The following is a 19,484-nucleotide window of genomic DNA, read 5'->3' on the forward strand; positions in this document are numbered from 1 at the left end:
CCCCGAACCGGCCCCGCAGGGCCGGCCAGGCCCATGAGGCTCGGCCCGCCGGCGCTCTACCTCCGCTCCCGGGCCCTGCCCGGCGCGCTCGCCGCTCTCGTCGGTGTCGCCGTGGCCGCCGCCTGGGTGGCCCGGTGGCTCGAATCGCTCCCCGGTCTCGACCACACCGCCCGGCTGCCGGTCGTGGTCTTCGGCCCGCTGGTCGCGGCGGCGGCGGTCGGCACCAGCCTGTACGCGCCCAGCGACGAGCTGGACCGCACGGCGGTACGCGCGTGGTGGCCGCTCCGGCTGGCCCACGTCCTCGCGCCGACGGCCCTCGCCGCGGCGCTGTTCGCCCTGGCGCTGCCGGGCCACCCGGAGGCGTTCGGCGCGCCCGCCGCGGTTCGGGACACACTGGGGCTCGTGGGGATGGCGGCGGGCTCCGCCACCGTCGTCGGCGCCCGGCTGAGCTGGCTGCCGCCCGCCTTCTTCGTGGGTGCGGTCCATCTGGCGGCCCCGGCCCGGCCGGGCGGTGCGGCGCAGTGGTGGGCCTGGGTGATGCAGCCGGGTCCGCAGGCCGGGGCGTGGACGGTGGCGGCCGGGGCGTTCGTGGCCGGAACGGGTCTGTACGCGTGGCGGGGCGCGCGGCGGACGGCTACGGAGGCGTAGACCGGTGGCCGCCGGCGGTCCGTAGGCCATGACCCGCAGTCCGTAGCCCGAACCCCGTGACCCGTGACCCTGCGGAGTCGAACGGGTGTCCGGACCCCATCTCCCCTCCCCCGCAAAGGGTTTGTCCCGCTCGTCCCCACCCCGTAAGGATGGGCCGGGACCGACTGCCGAGACGAGAGCGGAGCGACCGCCGATGTCAGGACCCGTGACCCTCGACCGCCGTGAAGGACCGTACGGAGAGGTCGTGCTGCGCCGCCGTGACGCGCACTTCGAGATCATCGCCAACGGGACCTTCCTGATGGACACCTCCGACGGGCGTTCGGAACGGCTGCTGATCGACGCGGCGCAGGCAGCGCTGCCGCAGGAGGAGCGTGCCGGCGCCTCGCTCCTGGTGGGCGGGCTCGGCGTCGGGTTCTCGCTCGCCCATGCCGCCGCCGACCCCCGCTGGGGCCGGATCACGGTGGTCGAGCGGGAGGAGGCGATCATCGACTGGCACCGGCGGGGGCCGCTGGCCGCGATCTCCGGGGCCGCGCTCGCCGATTCCCGGACCGTGATCCTGCACACGGACCTGGTGGCCCACCTCCGGACCTCGTCCGACCGCTACGACGCCCTCTGCCTGGACATCGACAACGGGCCCGACTGGACGGTCACCGAGGACAACGAATCCCTGTACGCGGCCGAGGGGTTGGCGGCCTGCGCGGCGCGGCTGAAGCCCGGGGGCGTGCTCGCCGTGTGGTCGGCACGGCCCTCCGACGATTTCGAAGGGTCCTTGCGGAATGCCGGATTCAGCGGGGTACGGACGGAAGAGATCCCCGTTGCCCGGGGCGTCCCCGACGTGGTCCATCTCGCGGTCCGTCCCGGATAACTCCTGGATAGCCGGGACGCCACCGGTACCTCTAGGCTGCTGAGCCGACATCGGCGACGCGAGGCGGGGCAATGGAGCAGACACACACCACTCACCACGGTGCGGCGGCCACTCCGGGGGCCCAGCGGCGCGTCCTGGTGGTCGAGGACGACGTGACGATCGTGGAGGCGATCTCGGCGAGACTGCGCGCCGAGGGCTTCCTCGTGCAGACCGCGACGGACGGCCCGGCGGCCGTGGACGCGGCCGAGGCCTGGCAGCCGGACCTGATGGTCCTGGACGTGATGCTGCCCGGCTTCGACGGTCTCGAGGTGTGCCGGCGGGTCCAGGCCCAGCGGCCCGTACCGGTCCTCATGCTGACCGCCCGCGACGACGAGACCGACATGCTGGTCGGTCTCGGGGTCGGCGCGGACGACTACATGACCAAGCCGTTCTCGATGCGCGAGCTGGCCGCCCGGGTGCACGTCCTGCTGCGCCGGGTGGAGCGGGCCGCGCTGGCCGCGGTGACCCCGCGCAGCGGCATCCTGCGGCTGGGCGAGCTGGAGATCGACCACGCGCAGCGCCGGGTCCGGGTGCGTGCCGAGGACGTCCACCTGACGCCGACCGAGTTCGACCTGCTGGTCTGCCTGGCGAGCACCCCCCGCGCGGTCCTCTCCCGCGAGCAGCTGCTCGCCGAGGTGTGGGACTGGGCGGACGCCTCGGGGACCCGGACCGTGGACAGCCACATCAAGGCGCTGCGCCGGAAGATCGGGGCCGAACGGATCCGTACGGTGCACGGGGTCGGCTACGCGCTGGAGACTCCGGCGCCGTGAACCCGCGGGGGCCCGGCGGGCCGCGGGAGCAGCGGGGCCCGGACGGCGGTGCGCGCCGGCCGCGCCGGATCGTGATCTCGATCAAGACCAAGCTCGGCGCGCTGGTCGTCGGGGCGGTCCTGCTGACCTCCGGTCTGGCCCTGGTGGCGATCCGGACGTCCACCGAGTTCCGGTACATCACGATCTTCGCGATGATCGCGACCCTGCTGATCACCCAGTTCGTGGCGCAGTCCCTGACGGCGCCGCTCGACGAGATGACCACCGTGGCCGGGACGATCTCGCGCGGCGACTTCTCCCGCCGGGTGCGGGGTGCGGACCGGCGGGACGAGCTGGGCGACCTCGCGTCGACGATCAACCGCATGGCGGACGACCTGGAGGCCGTGGACCGGCACCGCAAGGAGCTGGTGGCCAATGTGTCGCACGAGCTGCGGACCCCGATCGCCGCGCTCAGGGCCGTACTGGAGAACGTCGTGGACGGGGTGTCCGAGGCGGACCCGGAGACGATGCGGTCGGCGCTGAAGCAGACCGAGCGGCTGGGGCGGCTCGTGGAGACGCTGCTCGACCTGTCACGTCTTGACAACGGTGTCGTGGCGCTGAAGGTGCGCCGTTTCGAGGTCTGGCCCTACCTCTCGGGGGTGCTGCGGGAGGCGAACCTCGCCGCGTCGCAGCGCGGCCTCTCGTCCAGCTCGGGCCTGCACAACCGCACGGACGTCCATCTGCACCTGGACGTGTCGCCGCCCGAGCTGGTGGCGCACGCGGACGTGGAGCGGCTGCACCAGGTGATGGCGAACCTGATCGACAACGCGGTGAAGCACTCGCCGCCGCACGGCCGGGTCACGGTCAGGGCCCGGCGCGGCCCCTGTCCGGACTCGCTGGAGCTGGAGGTCGAGGACGAGGGTCCCGGCATTCCGGAGTCGGAGCGGCACAAGGTCTTCGAGCGGTTCAACCGGGGTTCGGCGCCGCGCCGGCACGGGCCGGGGAGCGACGGCGGCACGGGCCTGGGGCTGGCGATCGCGCGCTGGGCGGTGGATCTGCACGGCGGCGGGATCGGAGTGGCCGAATCGTCACGTGGCTGCCGGATCAGAGTCACTCTTCCGGGCAGCCTTCCGCCGCGAGATTGACGTAGGGTTCGAACCGGAAGCGCTCGTTCTGCGTGTAGATATGCGGGACCTGTTCAGGGGTGCGGTCGAAGGGGGCCGTGCTCGCTGTTTTCCGTACCCTCACACCTGGCGAACCACGCTTGTTTCCCGCCATTCACGGCTCCGAAACACCGCGTCAAGTGTGACTTGCGCGACGTTGGAGCGCCCGGCCTGCACCTCTCGGCCGGACAGGCGTAGCCTTTATTTCCGCTGTCCATCACCTTGTGAAGCGGAAGAGGGCGGTTGCCGCCGTGTCGTCTCAGTCCCCCAGTACCCCGAGCTCCCCGACCGACCAAGACGGGCAGGGCCAGAACCCTGCGACCGCCTTCGGTGCCAATGAGTGGCTCGTCGACGAGATCTACCAGCAGTACCTCCAGGACCCGAATTCGGTCGATCGTGCCTGGTGGGACTTCTTCGCCGACTACAAGCCGGGAGCGTCGGAGACCCCGGCCGCCCCGGCCGCCACCACCACTCAGAGCGCGTCCGCCGCGCCGCAGACGGGCCCCGCACAGGCCGCGCCTGCCGCTCCCGCGGCCGTTCCGGCCCCGGCGCCCGCCCCGGTCGCCGCCCCGGCTCCCGTGAAGCCCGCAGCGGCTCCCGCGGCTCCGGTCGCCGCGAAGCCCGCCGCCGCCGCTCCGGCCGCCGTGAAGGCGGCTCCGGCCAAGCCTGCCGCCGCCCCGGCGGCCGAGGCCCCGGCCGGCCCCGAGCTGATCACGCTGCGCGGCCCCGCCGCCGCGGTCGCGAAGAACATGAACGCCTCCCTGGAGGTGCCGACGGCCACGTCCGTCCGCGCCGTGCCGGTGAAGCTGCTCTTCGACAACCGGATCGTGATCAACAACCACCTGAAGCGTGCCAGGGGCGGGAAGATCTCCTTCACGCACCTCATCGGCTACGCGATGGTGCAGGCGATCAAGGCCATGCCGTCGATGAACTACTCCTTCGCGGAGAAGGACGGCAAGCCGACCCTGGTCAAGCCGGAGCACGTGAACTTCGGTCTCGCGATCGACCTGGTGAAGCCCAACGGCGACCGCCAGCTCGTCGTCGCGGGCATCAAGAAGGCCGAGACGCTCAACTTCTTCGAGTTCTGGCAGGCGTACGAGGACATCGTGAAGCGGGCCCGCGTGGGCAAGCTGACGATGGACGACTTCTCCGGCGTCACCGTCTCCCTGACCAACCCCGGCGGCCTCGGCACCGTGCACTCCGTGCCGCGTCTGATGCCCGGACAGTCGGTCATCATGGGCGTCGGCTCGATGGACTACCCGGCCGAGTTCCAGGGCACCTCCCAGGACACCCTGAACAAGCTGGGCATCTCGAAGGTCATGACGCTGACCTCGACGTACGACCACCGGGTCATCCAGGGCGCCGCCTCCGGCGAGTTCCTGCGCGTCGTCGCCAACTTCCTGCTCGGCGAGCAGGGCTTCTACGACGACATCTTCAAGGCCCTGCGCATCCCCTACGAGCCGGTCCGCTGGTTCAAGGACATCGACGCCTCGCACGACGACGACGTCACCAAGGCCGCGCGCGTCTTCGAGCTCATCCACTCCTACCGGGTCCGCGGCCACGTCATGGCCGACACCGACCCGCTGGAGTACAAGCAGCGCAAGCACCCCGACCTGGACATCACCGAGCACGGCCTCACCCTGTGGGACCTGGAGCGTGAGTTCGCGGTCGGCGGCTTCGCCGGCAAGTCGATGATGAAGCTCCGCGACATCCTCGGTGTGCTGCGCGACTCGTACTGCCGCACCACCGGCGTCGAGTTCATGCACATCCAGGACCCGAAGCAGCGCAAGTGGATCCAGGACCGCGTCGAGCGCCCGCACTCCCGCGTGGAGCGCGAGGAGCAGCTGCGGATCCTGCGCAGGCTGAACGCGGCGGAGGCCTTCGAGACCTTCCTGCAGACGAAGTACGTCGGCCAGAAGCGCTTCTCCCTGGAGGGCGGCGAGTCCGTCATCCCGCTGCTCGACGCGGTCATCGACTCGGCCGCCGAGTCGCGCCTCGACGAGGTCGTCATCGGCATGGCCCACCGCGGCCGGCTGAACGTCCTGGCGAACATCGTGGGCAAGTCGTACGCGCAGATCTTCCGCGAGTTCGAGGGCAACCTCGACCCGAAGTCGATGCACGGCTCCGGCGACGTCAAGTACCACCTGGGCGCCCAGGGCACCTTCACGGGCCTCGACGGCGAGGAGATCAAGGTCTCCCTGGCCGCCAACCCCTCCCACCTGGAGGCGGTCGACCCGGTCCTGGAAGGCATCGTCCGCGCCAAGCAGGACGTCATCAACAAGGGCGGCACGGACTTCACCGTCCTGCCCGTCGCCCTGCACGGTGACGCGGCCTTCGCCGGCCAGGGTGTCGTCGCCGAGACGCTGAACATGTCGCAGCTGCGCGGCTACCGCACCGGCGGCACGGTCCACATCGTCATCAACAACCAGGTCGGCTTCACCGCCGCCCCGGAGTCCTCGCGTTCCTCGATGTACGCGACCGACGTGGCCCGCATGATCGAGGCGCCGATCTTCCACGTGAACGGCGACGACCCGGAGGCCGTGGTCCGCGTCGCGCGGCTCGCCTTCGAGTTCCGCCAGACGTTCAACAAGGACGTCGTGATCGACCTCATCTGCTACCGCCGCCGCGGTCACAACGAGGGCGACAACCCCTCGTTCACCAACCCGCAGATGTACAACCTGATCGACAAGAAGCGTTCGGTGCGCAAGCTGTACACCGAGTCGCTCATCGGTCGCGGCGACATCACCCTCGAAGAGGCGGAGCAGTCGCTCCAGGACTTCCAGGGCCAGCTGGAGAAGGTGTTCGCGGAGGTCCGTGAGGCCACCACCGCCCCGGCGGCGACGACCGTGCCGGACGCCAAGGCCGCCTTCCCGGTCACCGTCACCACCGCGGTCTCCCAGGAGGTCGTGAAGCGGATCGCCGAGACGCAGGTCACCATCCCGGAGCGGATCACGGTCCACCCGCGTCTGATGCCCCAGATGCAGCGCCGTGCCGCCTCCATCGACGACGGCACCATCGACTGGGGCTTCGGCGAGACCCTCGCCATCGGCTCCCTGCTGATGGAGGGCACCCCGGTCCGGCTCTCCGGCCAGGACACCCGCCGCGGCACCTTCGGTCAGCGCCACGCGGTCCTGGTGGACCAGGAGACCGGCGAGGACTTCACCCCGCTGCTCTACCTGACCGACGAGCAGGCCCACTACAACGTCTACGACTCGCTGCTCAGCGAGTACGCGGCGATGGGCTTCGAGTACGGCTACTCGCTGGCCCGCCCCGAGGCCCTGGTCGTCTGGGAGGCCCAGTTCGGTGACTTCGTCAACGGCGCGCAGACCGTCGTCGACGAGTTCATCTCCTCGGCCGAGCAGAAGTGGGGCCAGACCTCCGGCGTCACGCTGCTCCTGCCGCACGGCTACGAGGGCCAGGGCCCGGACCACTCGTCCGCTCGCCCGGAGCGCTTCCTCCAGATGTGCGCGCAGGACAACATGACGATCGCGATGCCGACGCTGCCGTCGAACTACTTCCACCTGCTGCGCTGGCAGGTCCACAACCCGCACCACAAGCCGCTCATCGTCTTCACCCCGAAGTCGATGCTGCGTCTCAAGGCCGCGGCGTCCAAGGTGGAGGAGTTCACCACCGGCGGCTTCCGCCCGGTGATCGGCGACTCGACGGCGAACCCGGCCGACGTCCGCAAGGTCGTCTTCTGCGCCGGCAAGGTCTACTACGACCTGGAGGCCGAGCGTCAGAAGCGCGGTGACACGGAGACCGCGATCATCCGTCTGGAGCGCCTGTACCCGCTGCCGGGTGCCGAGCTCCAGGCCGAGATCGCCAAGTACCCGAACGCCGCGAAGTACATCTGGGCGCAGGAGGAGCCGGCGAACCAGGGTGCCTGGCCGTTCATCGCGCTCAACCTGATCGACCACCTGGACCTGGCGGTCGGCGCGGACATCCCGGCGGGCGAGCGCCTGCGCCGGATCTCGCGTCCGCACTCCTCCTCCCCGGCGGTCGGCTCGGCCAAGCGCCACCAGGCGGAGCAGCAGCAGCTGGTCAACGAGGTCTTCGACGCCTGATCGTCGTACCGCGTGAGGAGGCCCGGCACCCCGAGTGGGGTGCCGGGCCTCCGGCGTGTCCGGGGTCCGTCAGAGGTTGGCCTCGAAGTCCCAGTACGGGCGGTTGCGCTGGCGGGCGGAGAGGGTGTGCGGGTGCTGGGCGCCGAGCGTCCTGGTGAGGGTGAGCAGGGCGTCCTCCTCCAGCTTCGCCGCCTCCTCGGTCTCGCGCAGACCGCGGAGGTCGGTGGCCAGGGCGACCTGGCAGGAGAGGGTCAGCGGGTGCTCGTTCCCGAGGATGTGCCGGGCCCTGCGGAGGGTGTCACGGCTCAGCTCGGCGGCCTCGTACACCCGGCCGTTGAAGTTGCGGGCGGCGGTGGTGTTGAGGGCGCAGCCGAACACCCAGGGGTGGTCGGAGCCGAGGGTGGCGGTGAGTCCGGCGAGCGCGGACTCCAGCATGGTGAGGGCCGAGGACCGCTCGCCCGAGGCCTGCATGACGAGGGCGGTGTTGGCGAGGACGCCGGTGGAGACCGGGTGGGCGGGGCCGAGGAGGGCGCGGTAGCCGGCCTCCGCCTCGGTGATGAGTTCCCTCGCCAGGTCGAGGTCGCCGTGCTCGCGGAGGAAGTTGGCGTAGTTGGTGACGGCAGAGAGCGTCACGTAGTGGTCGCGGCCGTAGGCCTGCTCCAGGTGTTCCAGGACGGTGGCCATCATCGCGCCGATGTCCTGCTGGAAGCCGCCCTCGCGGCGGCGGCACAGCGCCAGCTGGCTGTGCGCGTACAGGGTGTGGAGGTGCTGGGGGCCCAGGATGCGCACGTGCAGCCGGACGTTGGCCTCCTGGCGGCCGAGGGCCTCGCGGTAGCGGCCGAGCAGGCGCAGGTCCTGGGCGACGGCGTTGTTGGAGTTGAGCGTGGAGGCGTGGTGGGGGCGCAGGATGCTCTCGCAGCGGGAGAGGGTGTCGGCGTCCTGCTCGTACGCCTCCTGGTAGCGGCCCAGCATGCGCAGGACCACGCCGAGGTTGTGGCGGGCGACGAGGGTGAGGAACTGGGTCTCGCCGAGCAGGCCCCTGGCCTCCGCGAGGGCTTCGCGCTGGAGGAGCTCCGATTCCTGGTACTGGCCGAGGAAGCGGAGGTCGCGCGCGATGGAGATCTTCGACTGGAGTGCGCCGAGCTGGTCGGTGTTCCCGGCGGCGGTCAGCCGCTCGCGCTGGGCCAGGTCGAGGTCGTACGCCTCCCGGAAGCGGCCGTAGCGGCGCAGGATGTCGCCTTCGAGGGTGGTGAGTTCCTGCATGTGCGGGGCGAGCGGCTCCATGAAGGACGTCCACTCGTGGCGGATGCGCTGGGCGAGCCGGATGCCCGCCCGGTACTCGCCGCTGCGGTCGCAGAAGCGCAGGCAGTTGAGGACGGCGACCTGGATGCGGGGGTCGGTGCTGCGGAGCGCGCCTGAGGGTTCGAGGTGCGGCAGGAGTTCGGAGTAGCGGGGCCAGTGCCTGCTGTCCGTGGGGTTGCCGGGGTCGGCCTCGGCGAGCAGGGTGCGGACGGCCTTGCGGTGGGCGTCGCGGTGCTCGCCGTCGGTGAGCCGGGCGACGATGTCGTGCACCAGCCGGTGCATGTGGATCGACTCCTGGTGGGGGCCGATCTCGTCGGTGGTCACGGGACCCCGGGTCTCACGGGTGAGCACCGAGTAGTTGACGAGGGTGTCGAGGGCGCGGGTCCAGGCGGGCAGGTCGGTGGCCATCCAGCGGAGGTCCTCGGGCAGCTGCGCCTGGGGGTAGGCGCGGACGATGCCGAGGGGGATGCGGCCGGGGGCGAAGGAGGCGCACAGGCTGAGGATGTCGATGGCCTGCGGCTGGGCGCGCCGGAGCCGGTTGATCAGTATCGACCAGGAGGTGAGTGAGGCGTTGGGCATGCCGTCGCCGGGCGAGGGCTCGTCGACGGTGGAGAGCCGTCCGTCGCGGACCATCCGGAGGTACTCGGGGGCCTCCATGCCGGACTCTCCGAGCCAGGCGGCGGCCTGGACGAGCGGCAGCGGTACGTCCCCGAACTCGGCGGCGACCTCGTCCGCCTCGGCCGCGTTGATCTGCGGGGCGCGGCGCATCAGATAGCCGGTGGACTCGCGCCGGTCGAAGCCGGGGATCTCCAGGACGTCGGTGTGCTCGCGCCAGCCGCGGTTGCGGGAGGTGATGAGGACGTGGCCGGGGCCCTGGGGGAGCATGACGTCGATGCCGTCGGTGTCGTCCCAGCCGTCGAAGACGACGAGCCAGCGGGAGTGCGGGTCGCCGCGGCGGAGGGCTTCGCGGACGGCCCGGATGCGTTCGCCGGGTTCGCTGCCGGTGGGCAGGGCGAGTTTCACGGCGAGTTCGCCGAGGCGGTCGCGCTGGACGTTGCGGTCGTCGGAGCTGACCCACCAGACGACATCGTAGTCGGGGCTGAAGCGGTGGGCGTACTCGGCGGCGATCTGCGTCTTGCCGATGCCGGACATGCCGAGCAGGGTGCAGGCGGCGCTGCCGCGGTCGGCGTCCATCAGCCGTTCCTGGAGCTCGCTGAGAAGGTCGTCGCGGCCGGTGAACCGGGGGTTGCGGCGGGGGATGTCGCCCCAGATCTCCGGCGGGTTGTCCGGGTAGCGGGCGAGCGCGGCGGCCGGGAGGCGGCGGCCCCCCGGCCTGCGGGGTTCGATGGCGAGCCGGCTGAGGACGCGCGCCTCGGCCTCCTCCTCGCCGACACCCCAGAGGCTGACGGGTTCGAGGACGGCGGTGGAGGGCAGCAGGGGCCGGTTGGTGAGGTTGACGGCGGCGAAGCGGTCGGCGTGCGCGGCGACGAAGCCGCGCAGGACGTCGTTCCATTCGCCGGCCGGCCGGGGGCCCAGCTCGAAGAACCAGTCGTTGAGGACGAGGAGGACCTGGCCCCGGGCGAGCAGCAGGTCGCCGAGGGAGTCCTCCAGGGGGACTTCGCGGGGCGGGTCCCACCGCTGGAGCGTGGCGCGTACGCCGTGGGCCTCCAGGCGCTGGTTGATCCAGGCCGCCCAGGGGCGGTGGTATCCGGGGAAGACCACCAGGACGTGTTCGGGAGCGGCTCTGCCCCCGTGGCTCTCCGTGCCCCCGCCCGACCGCTGTTCCGCCATCTGTACGTCTCCCGTCCCGCTCACGCGCAACGCAGTGTCATGTGCCGTGGGCACAGTGTTACCCACGGGCCGTGGGGCTCGCGCCGAGGCTCGCATGGCGCTGCCTCATTTGCCGGGCGAACTCCCGGCCCTCATTGGTCAGTTCATCGGATTCAAGCAGCATCGTGAGCGCTTCGCCCACCTGATCGTGGACATGGTCGAACTGCTGCACGGCCCGCGCGCTCCACGCCCCCGGGACCCCGGGGGCGTCCCTCGCCCGCCGCCACAGATCGGCCAACGCCAGATGGGCGTACGCCCCTTGGAAGACCCCGGCGACCGGGCGCGCGTCGGTGCGCCAGCCGACCCGGTACAGCGCGGCCCGGCCGGGCCGGTAGAGCGGGACGAGTTCATGGAGGGTGGAGAGCTTGCTGTGGTGCAGCTCGTGGACGAGCGTCTCCGCCATGTCGTACGGGCCGGCCGAAGGCGTCATGAGGACGGCGCCGGGCGCGACGCTCAGCGTGGCGCCGACGGAGCGCGGCCCCTGCGGGCGCAGTGGCACGAGCGCGCCGACCGTCCCCCCGACCTCAGCCGCCCGCTCGCGGTCGGTCCGCCGCAACAGCTCCCCGGCCGCCCGCCAGTGCCCGGACCAGGTGGCGTGGTCGATGTCCGGCCGCTCGGCCGCGACCCGGGCGGGGGTGCCCACGCCACCGGGCGGCACCCGGTACGGGTCCAGGTCCTCCAGCCGGGCGGCTCCGCCGGACAGGGCCCGCAGCCCGCGCCAGCCGGGGCCGGTGCCGGCCACGGCGCCGGTGCGGGCGTCTTGGAGCCGGAGGAGGGCGGCGGTGGCGGCGGAGTCGGAGTGGACGCGGACGACTTGGGAGCGGGAGGTGAGCCGGACGGGGGTGCTGTCGGGGGTGCCGGTGGTCGTGGGGGGCGGGGTGCGGTGCGGGGGCGAGTCCGGAGGCGAGTTCGGGGCCCCGTCCGGTCCGGGGTCCTGCGCACGCTCCGGGTTCACCACGACGTTCCCGACGCCGGGGAGCGAGAGCACGCCGTCCGGGGCCCCGACCACCAGGTCCAGCGGCCGTCCCGCCCGCAGGGCGGCGGTGACGGCGACGAGTTCCAGCCGGGTCAGATGCCGGTCGAAGGCGGGGCCCGGGGGCTCGGTCAGCGCGGCGGCGAGCCAGGCGCCGGTGGTCGGGTAGTCGAGGACCGCGCGGACGGTCGCGGGGGCGGCGCGCTCGGCCGTCTCCAGGAGGCGCCAGGCCGTCCGGAAGCCGCGCAGGACGTCGGGCGCCACCTCATCGCGGTGGCGGCGCACCCGTACGAGCAGCGCCTTGAGCAGGAGCATGCGGCGGGCGTGCGCCCCGTGGCGCAGATAGGACGCGCCGGCCGGCGCGGGCCGGGTGGCGGCCAGGGCGGCGAAGGCCTCGGGGCGCGGCGGCGCGGCGATCACTCCCGGCTCCCGGAACGGGCCACCGGCCTCGGCGGTGTCGTACCGGCCTGACGGACGGATTCGGCCGGAACCGAGCGGTCGGCACGGTTGCGGGGCGCCGTCGGCCGGAGGGTGCGGACCGGGCGGAGATCAGTCGACGAAGGCGTCCTCGGGCCAGGAGACGACCAGGTCCGAGGGATCGCGCAGTACTCTCTCGACCGCCTCGCCGAGGACGGCGTCGTTGCTGACGCGCAAGGTCCGCAGGTCAACGGCCGCGAGATCGGACAGACGCGGAGACCGGCGGGCACCCCGGCCGATACCGGTCGCCCACTCCGTACGCTCGAACACTCTCGGCTCCTCCTCACCGACGCTGTCCCCCACGGTCGTAGCGGCGCAGCGGTTCTTCCCGACGCCGGGAGACCGGAAACCCATTCGATTCAACTGCGCCCATTCACGCCCCCGTTATCCGGCCGCTCGTCAGAAGCTCATTCGCCGATGCCGCTCCAGGCCCACCAGGGTGGTGCGATCCCGCGCCGGGCCTCGGCGGAGACCGTCCCGGGGGGCGCTCCCGTCACTCCCTCCACCTCCCTCAGCAGGGTTCTGGTCCGCTCCACGTCCTCCCAGTCCACCTCCACGAGTCGTCCCGTGAGCCGCCGCCACTGCTCGCTCGCCGCCCGCAGCGTGGCCCTGGCCCGTACCGGACGGCCCATCAGCCACAGGACCGCTCCCTGAGCGTGCAACGCGCGGGCGCCGGTGACCGTGCCCGGGTCGTCGCCGTGGGCGGTACGGGAGTCCTCCGCGGCGTTGCGGTAGGCGGTGAGGGCGTCGCCGATCACCCCGTCGCGCGCCACCTCGGCCAGTTCCAGCCGCACCCGGCCCAGTTGCAGCCACACCTCGGCCCGGTCCCCCGGGTCGTGGGTGCCCCGCAGCGCCTGTTCGAGGAGGTGGCGGCTCTCGAAGAGGTCGGGGAGGAACCCGGCGCGGTGGAAGCGGAGCGCGAGGACGCTGCCGATCAGGCTCCTCGCCCTGGCCCGCTCGGGCGCCCCGGCGGGCAGCCGGGTGAGGGCCTCGCGCAGGACGCCCTCGGCCCGGTCGACGGGGGCGGTGCCGGTGCCGGCCTCGGCGCGCCGCAGCAGCGATCCGCCCCAGGTGAGCAGGAGCGGGCCGCGCTGCTCGCTGTCGGCGGGGGCGAGCAGGGTGGCCTCCTCGTACGCCGCGTCGGCCGCGGCCCCGTCGCCCTCGGTGTCGTACAGGCGGGCGCGCGCCGTGGTGAAGCGCAGCCGGAGCGCGCGGGCGTCGCCGAGGAGGGGTTCGGCGCGGTCGAGCACGCGGCGGACGCGGGCCGGTTCGGCCTCGGCGAGGTGCAGGGCGTCGGCGAGGTCGAGGAAGGCGGCGGCGCTCTCGTGGAGGGTGAGGGCGGCGCCGAGTTCGCCGGCCGCCGCCTCGCCCTCGCCCTGGGCGAGGAGGAGTCGGCCGCGCCGCAGGTGGAGGGTGTGGCGGGCGGTTTCGGGCCAGCGCTCGGCGTCCCCTTCGAGGGCGGTGAGGGCCGCGTCGAGGTGGCCGGGGTCGTCGGTGTCGCGCCACAGCGCGTGGTGGACGACGGCGAGTTCGAGCCGGGCCTCGGCCCAGGCCTCGCCGCCCGCTCTGGCGAGTTCCCCGGCCCGTACCAGCGTCTCGGCGGCCTGGTCGAGGAGTTCGGGGCGGCGGCCGGTGCGGCGGGCGGCGGCGGTGCCGGCCTCGGCGTACAGGGCGCGGGCGAGGACGATCCGGGCCTCGACGGGTTCGTCGGGGAGGGCCGCCTCGGCGCGCTCGCGGGCGCCGGCGAGGAGGGTCGGGTCGGACTGGCCGCGGCCCTGGTCGAGGAGGCGGCGGGCCTCGGTGAGGGGGTCGGGCGTGATCAGGTCGGGGTGGTAGAAGCGGAGCACGCGCGCGGGGATGCGGGCGAAGAGTTCGGTTTCGGCGCCTTCGGGACCGAGCGGTTCGTCGGTCTCCTCGGGAAGGCCGGGGCCCCGGGCGGCGTCCCGCTCGGCCTCGGCTCCGGTGTCGGCCCCCGAGAGGCGGGCGGCGGCGAGCGCCGGGAAGTTGCGCATGCCCTGGCCGAAATTGCGCTCCACGTACGCGGAGCAGTGTTTGAGGACGAGGGCGGCGGCGCTGGGGTCGAGCGAGCCGAGGAAGTGCTGCTGGATGCCGGGCGGATAGCTGAAGCAGGGGTACGGGGTGGGGCCGGGGAGCCGTCGCAGGAGGCCGCTGAGCAGGACCTCGGCCAGTTCCATGGGCCCGGTGTCGGGCAGCATGGCGCGCTGGACGAGCTGCATGACGGGCAGGGTCAGGGGGGCCGCCGCGAGGTGGACGGCCAGCCGGAGCGCCCCGGGTGAGGCGCCGGCCCGGAAGGCGCGCAGGAGTTCGTCCTCGCGGCGCGGGACGCGGGGGGTCCCGGGGGTGCGGGGCAGGGTCTGCTCGGGGCCGAGCCAGGCGGCCCAGCCGCGTACGGCGTTGCCCCCGTGCCCGGTGTGGAGCCGGGTCCAGGAGGCGAAGGCCTCGGGCGTCGGGGTGAGCACGGGGACGGCCCGGCGGCCGGGGACGCGGGGGCCCCAGGGCTCGTCGTCGGAGCGGAAGGTGGTGTGGCCGCCGGGGGTGGTGGAGCGCTGGAAGGTGCCGGGTTCGGCGGGGAGCGCGGTACGGGGCCACAGGCGGGGCGGCAGCGGCTGGACGAGGGCGAGCGGGGAGTTGCGGGGCCACTGGTGCAGGAAGCGCTGGGCGGCGCCGCGCTGCCAGAGGGGTCCGACGCAGTCGCTGACGATCAGGGTGAGGCGGCGGCCCGTGGGGTCGTGGAGCTGGTCGACGGGGCGCAGCCGTGGCCGGCCGTCGGCGCCGGAGGTGGTGGTGACGAGCGGGGGGCCGTCGCCGGTGTCGTACAGCCGGTGCACATGGACGTCGCGGAAGGCGCCGGACTGCTGGCAGGCCTGGCGGAGTTCCTCGACCATCCGGCTCCAGACGACCATGGCGGGTCCGGTGTCCATGAGGAGCTGGATGTCGGGGCGGCGGCCGGTCGCGGGGCGCACCACGAGGGTGAGGATGCCGGCGGCGGCGCTGCGTTCGGCGGTGGCCTCCTCGTCGAGGGTGCCCTCGCCGGGGCGTTGCGGTGCGAGGGCGTAGTCGCGCAGCGGGCGGAGGGCCTTCTGCAGGCCGAGGAGCCCGGGCAGGGCGTTGGCGCCGGGGGCGCGGACGGGCAGGGTCGCGCCCCGCTCCGGGCGCCGGGGGCGGCGTCCTGGCCCGCCGTCCCCGGTACGTCCCGTGACCTCGGTGGTGGTGGTCCGGGCGGCCATGTGGAGGGAGACGGAGTCGCGCGGGTCGTCGGACCCGGCGTCCCCTTCCTCGCCGGTCCCCTCCTCGCGTAACGTGCCGTCCTCGCCGCGGAGGGGGTCACCGTCGGGACGGTCCGGACCGTCGGCGGCGTCCCCGGCCGTCCCTCGCCGTGCGCCGTGCCCCTCCGGCCCCACCGCTCCCTCGGGTCTCTCCGGCCCCCCGGGTTCCTCCGGTTCCGCCGGGGGAGGGCCGGGCAGCCACCGGGCCAGCCAGACGGCGTCGGCGATGTCCTCGGCGGTGGGGTCCTGCCCGGCGGCCCGCAGTCTGCGGGTCAGCTCCTCCAGATGCGTCCGGAGCATCCGACCGTCACCTCGGCTGATCGAGCGGTTGCATGAGCATGTCGGCGATGCGTTCCCTGGTGACCCGTTCGGCGCGGGAGGCGTGCTGGGTCAGGTAGAGCGCGTTGAGGAGCTGGTCGGTGGCGATCACCTCACCCGGCTCGCGGTTGAGGAAGCGCTGCACGAGCCCCTGCTCGGCCTCGCCCGCGGCGGCGTCGGAGCCGAGGTGGGCCTCGATCATGGCACCGACCTGCTCCTCGCCGGGGGCTTCGAGCTCCAGGCGGATGCAGCGGCGCAACAGGGCGGCGGGGAAGTCCCGTTCGCCGTTCGAGGTGAGCACGATGAACGGGAAGGTGGTGCAGCGGACCCGGCCGCCGAACACCGGCACCTTGCGGCCGTCGTCGCTGAGCACCTCGACGACGGGCTCCCGGTCGGCGATCCGCTCCAGCTCCGGGACGGCGAACTCGCCCTCCTCCAGGGCGTTCAGAAGATCGTTGGGCAGGTCGAGGTCGCTCTTGTCGAGCTCGTCGATCAGCAGCACCCGGGGCTCGTCGGAGGGCAGCAGCGCCGTACCCAGCGGACCGAGCCTGATGTACGAGCCGATGCCGGCCGGGGCCGCGGCGCCGGGCGATCCGGCCTGGGCGCGCTCCAGCTGGACGTCCTGGAGCCGGCCGATGGCGTCGTACCGGTAGAGGCCGTCCTGCAGCGTGGTGCGGCTGACGATCGGCCAGCGCAGCACGCGCCCGAGGCGCAGCTCGTGCGCGACGGCGTGGGCGAGGGTGGACTTGCCGGTGCCGGGGTTGCCGGTGACGAGGAGGGGGCGCCGCAGGTACAGGGCGGCGTTGACGGCGTCCGTCTCGGCGGGCCGGGGATGGTGGTTCTGGACGAGTCTGCGCCGGACGCCGAGCCGCCGGTCGGAACCGGCCAGGGTGTCGTCGGCGCTGCCCGCCGAGAAGTCCCGCCAGGGCGGCGGGGCGGGCAGTCGCTGTATCTCGTCGTGCGGAAGACCGGCACCACGGTAGATCCGCCAATCGCTCACGATGGACTCCTCCTGGCTGTGGTGTCGATGCCGGGCCCGTCGAACGTACCGCCCGGGGGCGGGGCCTGTTGATGCCGTAACCGGACGGATCCCGGTCGTGTCGTCCCGGTTGCCGCTGGGGTCACTGCTCCCCCTCCCCGAGCAGGGACGGGACCTCTAGAGGGCCGCCGTACGGGGGCCGGTCGGGCGGGTCCAGCAGGATGGCGATGCTCTGCGCCCACGCGTACGCGGCGCGTGCCTCGGGGCCGGCCGCCGGGTCCGTCGCCCGGGTGCGCAGGGAGCGCACGCGCCCGCGTACGCCCCAGGCGCCGTCGGCGTCCGCGAGCAGCCGGTCGGCGCGCTCGTGGAACTCCGCGCAGTCGGTGTGGTCGTGGGCTCCGGTCCGCCAGAGCGCGATCGGGTGCCCGGCGGCCAGCGCCGCGTTCATCGCCATGAGCCCGTCGCCGCTGCCCACCGGGCCGCAGTAGACGGGGACGGTGCCGCCCTCCGCGTCCCTGAGCCGGTCGTACGTCTCCGCCCAGGTCTCCCGGCGTACGCGCGCGGTGTGGGCGTCCATGCCCGCGTCGGGCACCTCGGCGCGCAGCGCCGCCGCGTGCAGCGGGCCGCACTCCCCCGCCTCCCAGCGCTCGCGCCACTCGGGGGCCGGTTCCAGGTCGTGGCGGCGGACGTCGCGGATGACGACGATCCTGCGCTGGCCGAGATTCGTCCCCCAGGCCTCGTCGGGGCCCTGCGGAGGTTCGAGCCGCCAGGTGTCGAGGGGTTCGTCGAAGAGCTCCAGCGGAAGCATGGCCTCCACGGCGGCCAGGTGCGGTCCGCTGTCGCCGCGCCGCAGGGCGTCCGCGAGTGGTTCGCGCAGGGTCTCCCGGAGCCGTGACCGCTCGACTCCCCGGTCGTCGCAGTGGAGCGGGCTGACGGTGTGGCCGTCGAGGAGGAGCTTGACCTGCCAGGGGTACCGGCGGCCGTAAACGGGCTTGTCGATCTTCAGGAGGACGTCGGCACGCGCGCGGGGTTCGCGTACGGACAGGGGCGCGGGGCGGCCGGGGCTCACCAGCCGGTCGATCTCGCGCCGCAGGAAGCGGTCGGCGTCGCCCGCCTTGTCGACGATCCAGTGGGTGAGGCCCGCGATGTCGGCCCTCGGCCCGTACCGTCCGCCGACGTGCCGGACGACATGGGCCGCGTACAGGAGCACCGCGTCCAGCTCCAGGTCGCGGACGCCGTCCCGGCGGGGCGCGCGGAGCCCCCGCAGGAGCCCGGCGCCCTCGCTCCAGGTGCGCGGGTCCTGCTCCAGGGCGTCGGGCAGGTCGTCGTCCCTGATCCAGGCCTTGACCTGGTCGATGAGGTCGAGGATCTCGCCGGGCGCGGTGGGCGCGGGCAGCTCCGCGAAGTGCCCGTACAGCTGGGTGCGCACCCCGGGGCTCGGCCCCGGGGAGGCGGGCAGCTTCCCCTGGGCGCGGGTCCAGTCGGGCCGCTCGTCGAAGGAGTGGTAGCTGAGGAGGTGGTACCGGTCGTGGGCGCGCAGGGCCTCGGCCATCGCCTCGCCGCCGGGCAGGTCGTGCAGCCGGCGCAGGGCGGTGACGGGGACGACGGCGCCGCCGTCGGGCCCGCGCCCCTTGTTGAGCCCGACGACGACGCCCTGCCCGTCGTCGACGACGGGCCCGCCCGAGCAGCCCTCGACGGGCATGACCCCGTCGGTGACGAGGGCCTTGCCGTCACTGCCGTTCAGGGTTCCGTGGACGTGCCGGACGCCCAGCTCGCCGGTCTCCCGCGACCAGCCGTGCAGCCCGACGGAGGCCGGCAGGACGGGCACGCGCTCGCTGAGGCGCACGCACGACGCCTTCCGGGTGCCGGGCACCCGGATGAGCGCGAGGTCGGGGAAGGGCCAGCGGTCGGGGGGCGCGTCGGGCTCGTCGGGGAGCGGCAGGGCGAGCACGACGGTGCCCGTGGTCCGCCGGGTGGTCGGGCCGTCCTCCCAGATGACGCCGACGGCCGGCTCGCTCCTCCACACCGCGCTTCCCCCCTCGGCCACGACATGGGCGCAGGTCAGCACCCAGCCGGGGGCGATGAAGAAGCCGGTGCCCCAGTACCGGTCGCCGTCGTGGTCATACCCGCCGTCGGGAGCCGCGATGCGTACGAGTGCGGGGCGCACGAGAGCGTCGAAGGCGCTCATACGGCGCCATCGGCCGCCGGACGCCCGTCGGAGGCGCCTTCCGGGGCTTCGGCGGCGGGGGCCGGGGGCGCGGACGGCGGCTCGGACGGGGCCGGCGGAGTGGCCGGAGGGGTGGACGGTGCCGGGGGAACGACCTCGGAGCGGGCCGGTGGGAGGGTCGGCGCGGGAGGCACGCGTACGTGCGCGGGCACGGGTGCCTCGGAGGGTGCGGGTGCGGATGCCTGCGCGGGTACGGCGGGGGCGGATGCCTGCGCGGGTGCCCGGCCCTCCTCGGTCCAGGTCAGCGAGACGTTCACGGAGGCCTTGCCCGAGCCGTCCGCGAGGACCCCGATGACCTTGCCGGACTGCGCCGACAGTTCGATGCCGAAGCTGACGGCCACCTCCACCGGGCCCTGCGGATCGAGTCCGGCGCGCAGCGAGCCGACCACCCCGCGCACCACGTCCGTGAGCCCGCCGGCCATCGAGACCACCCGGTCTCTGACGCCGGTGTCCGTGAACCCGCCTCCCCTGCCCAGCTCCTGCACGTCACTGACCCGGGCCCACACGTGCGTGCCGTCGTCCAGCCGAACCCGAGCGATCCCGTGCGTCACAGCGGCCCCCGCTCC

Annotated in this window: 12 protein-coding genes; 5 read left to right on the forward strand and 7 right to left on the reverse strand. The window is 73.5% G+C overall.

All coding sequences use genetic code 11. The features are described 5' to 3' along the window. Positions 1–33 precede the first annotated feature (33 nt). The 5 genes from ABT154_RS03145 to ABT154_RS03165 all read left to right on the forward strand — a co-directional run bounded on the left by ABT154_RS03145 (position 34) and on the right by ABT154_RS03165 (position 7,525). Positions 34–648 (forward strand): hypothetical protein, encoded by a 615-nt coding sequence (locus ABT154_RS03145; protein WP_351853119.1) that lies wholly within the window; start codon positions 34–36, stop codon positions 646–648. Between the two features lie 193 nt (positions 649–841). After that, positions 842–1,513, forward strand: coding sequence for a spermidine synthase family protein (locus tag ABT154_RS03150; protein WP_351852177.1), 672 nt, complete (start codon positions 842–844; stop codon positions 1,511–1,513). 71 nt (positions 1,514–1,584) lie between these two features. Beyond that, positions 1,585–2,322, forward strand: coding sequence for a response regulator transcription factor (locus ABT154_RS03155; protein ID WP_317878594.1), 738 nt, complete (start codon positions 1,585–1,587; stop codon positions 2,320–2,322). A 68-nt stretch (positions 2,323–2,390) separates the two neighbouring features. Continuing rightward, the gene (locus tag ABT154_RS03160; RefSeq protein ID WP_351853121.1) at positions 2,391–3,443 is read left to right on the forward strand and encodes a HAMP domain-containing sensor histidine kinase; all 1,053 of its coding nucleotides are present in this window, start codon (positions 2,391–2,393) and stop codon (positions 3,441–3,443) included. 269 nt (positions 3,444–3,712) lie between these two features. After that, positions 3,713–7,525 (forward strand): multifunctional oxoglutarate decarboxylase/oxoglutarate dehydrogenase thiamine pyrophosphate-binding subunit/dihydrolipoyllysine-residue succinyltransferase subunit, encoded by a 3,813-nt coding sequence (locus ABT154_RS03165; RefSeq protein ID WP_351852180.1) that lies wholly within the window; start codon positions 3,713–3,715, stop codon positions 7,523–7,525. A gap of 69 nt (positions 7,526–7,594) precedes the next feature. Here ABT154_RS03165 and fxsT read toward each other — a convergent pair whose 3' ends face one another. From fxsT to ABT154_RS03200, 7 genes are all read right to left on the reverse strand, one after another. Then, positions 7,595–10,618: an FxSxx-COOH system tetratricopeptide repeat protein gene (gene fxsT / locus ABT154_RS03170; RefSeq protein ID WP_351852183.1), complete on the reverse strand. Its 3,024-nt coding sequence runs from the start codon at positions 10,616–10,618 to the stop codon at positions 7,595–7,597. 58 nt (positions 10,619–10,676) lie between these two features. Next, on the reverse strand, positions 10,677–12,050 hold the full coding sequence (locus tag ABT154_RS03175) for an HEXXH motif domain-containing protein (RefSeq protein WP_351852185.1): 1,374 nt from the start codon (positions 12,048–12,050) through the stop codon (positions 10,677–10,679). A gap of 129 nt (positions 12,051–12,179) precedes the next feature. Next, on the reverse strand, positions 12,180–12,377 hold the full coding sequence (locus tag ABT154_RS03180; protein ID WP_351852188.1) for a hypothetical protein: 198 nt from the start codon (positions 12,375–12,377) through the stop codon (positions 12,180–12,182). Between the two features lie 137 nt (positions 12,378–12,514). Next, positions 12,515–15,694 (reverse strand): SAV_2336 N-terminal domain-related protein, encoded by a 3,180-nt coding sequence (locus tag ABT154_RS03185; protein ID WP_351852191.1) that lies wholly within the window; start codon positions 15,692–15,694, stop codon positions 12,515–12,517. Positions 15,695–15,701: 7 nt separating this feature from the next. Next, complete coding sequence (locus tag ABT154_RS03190) at positions 15,702–16,712, reverse strand: AAA family ATPase (protein ID WP_351852194.1); 1,011 nt, start codon at positions 16,710–16,712, stop codon at positions 15,702–15,704. Between the two features lie 121 nt (positions 16,713–16,833). Further along, entirely contained in the window at positions 16,834–18,879 is a 2,046-nt protein-coding gene (locus tag ABT154_RS03195; protein ID WP_351852197.1) for a VMAP-C domain-containing protein, read from the reverse strand. Continuing rightward, on the reverse strand, positions 18,876–19,469 hold the full coding sequence (locus ABT154_RS03200) for a CU044_2847 family protein (RefSeq protein WP_351852200.1): 594 nt from the start codon (positions 19,467–19,469) through the stop codon (positions 18,876–18,878). The genes ABT154_RS03195 and ABT154_RS03200 overlap by 4 nt, the downstream gene beginning before the upstream one ends. Positions 19,470–19,484 lie beyond the last annotated feature (15 nt).

This window comes from Streptomyces sp. NPDC001728, from assembly GCF_040297565.1.
Lineage (GTDB): Bacteria > Actinomycetota > Actinomycetes > Streptomycetales > Streptomycetaceae > Streptomyces.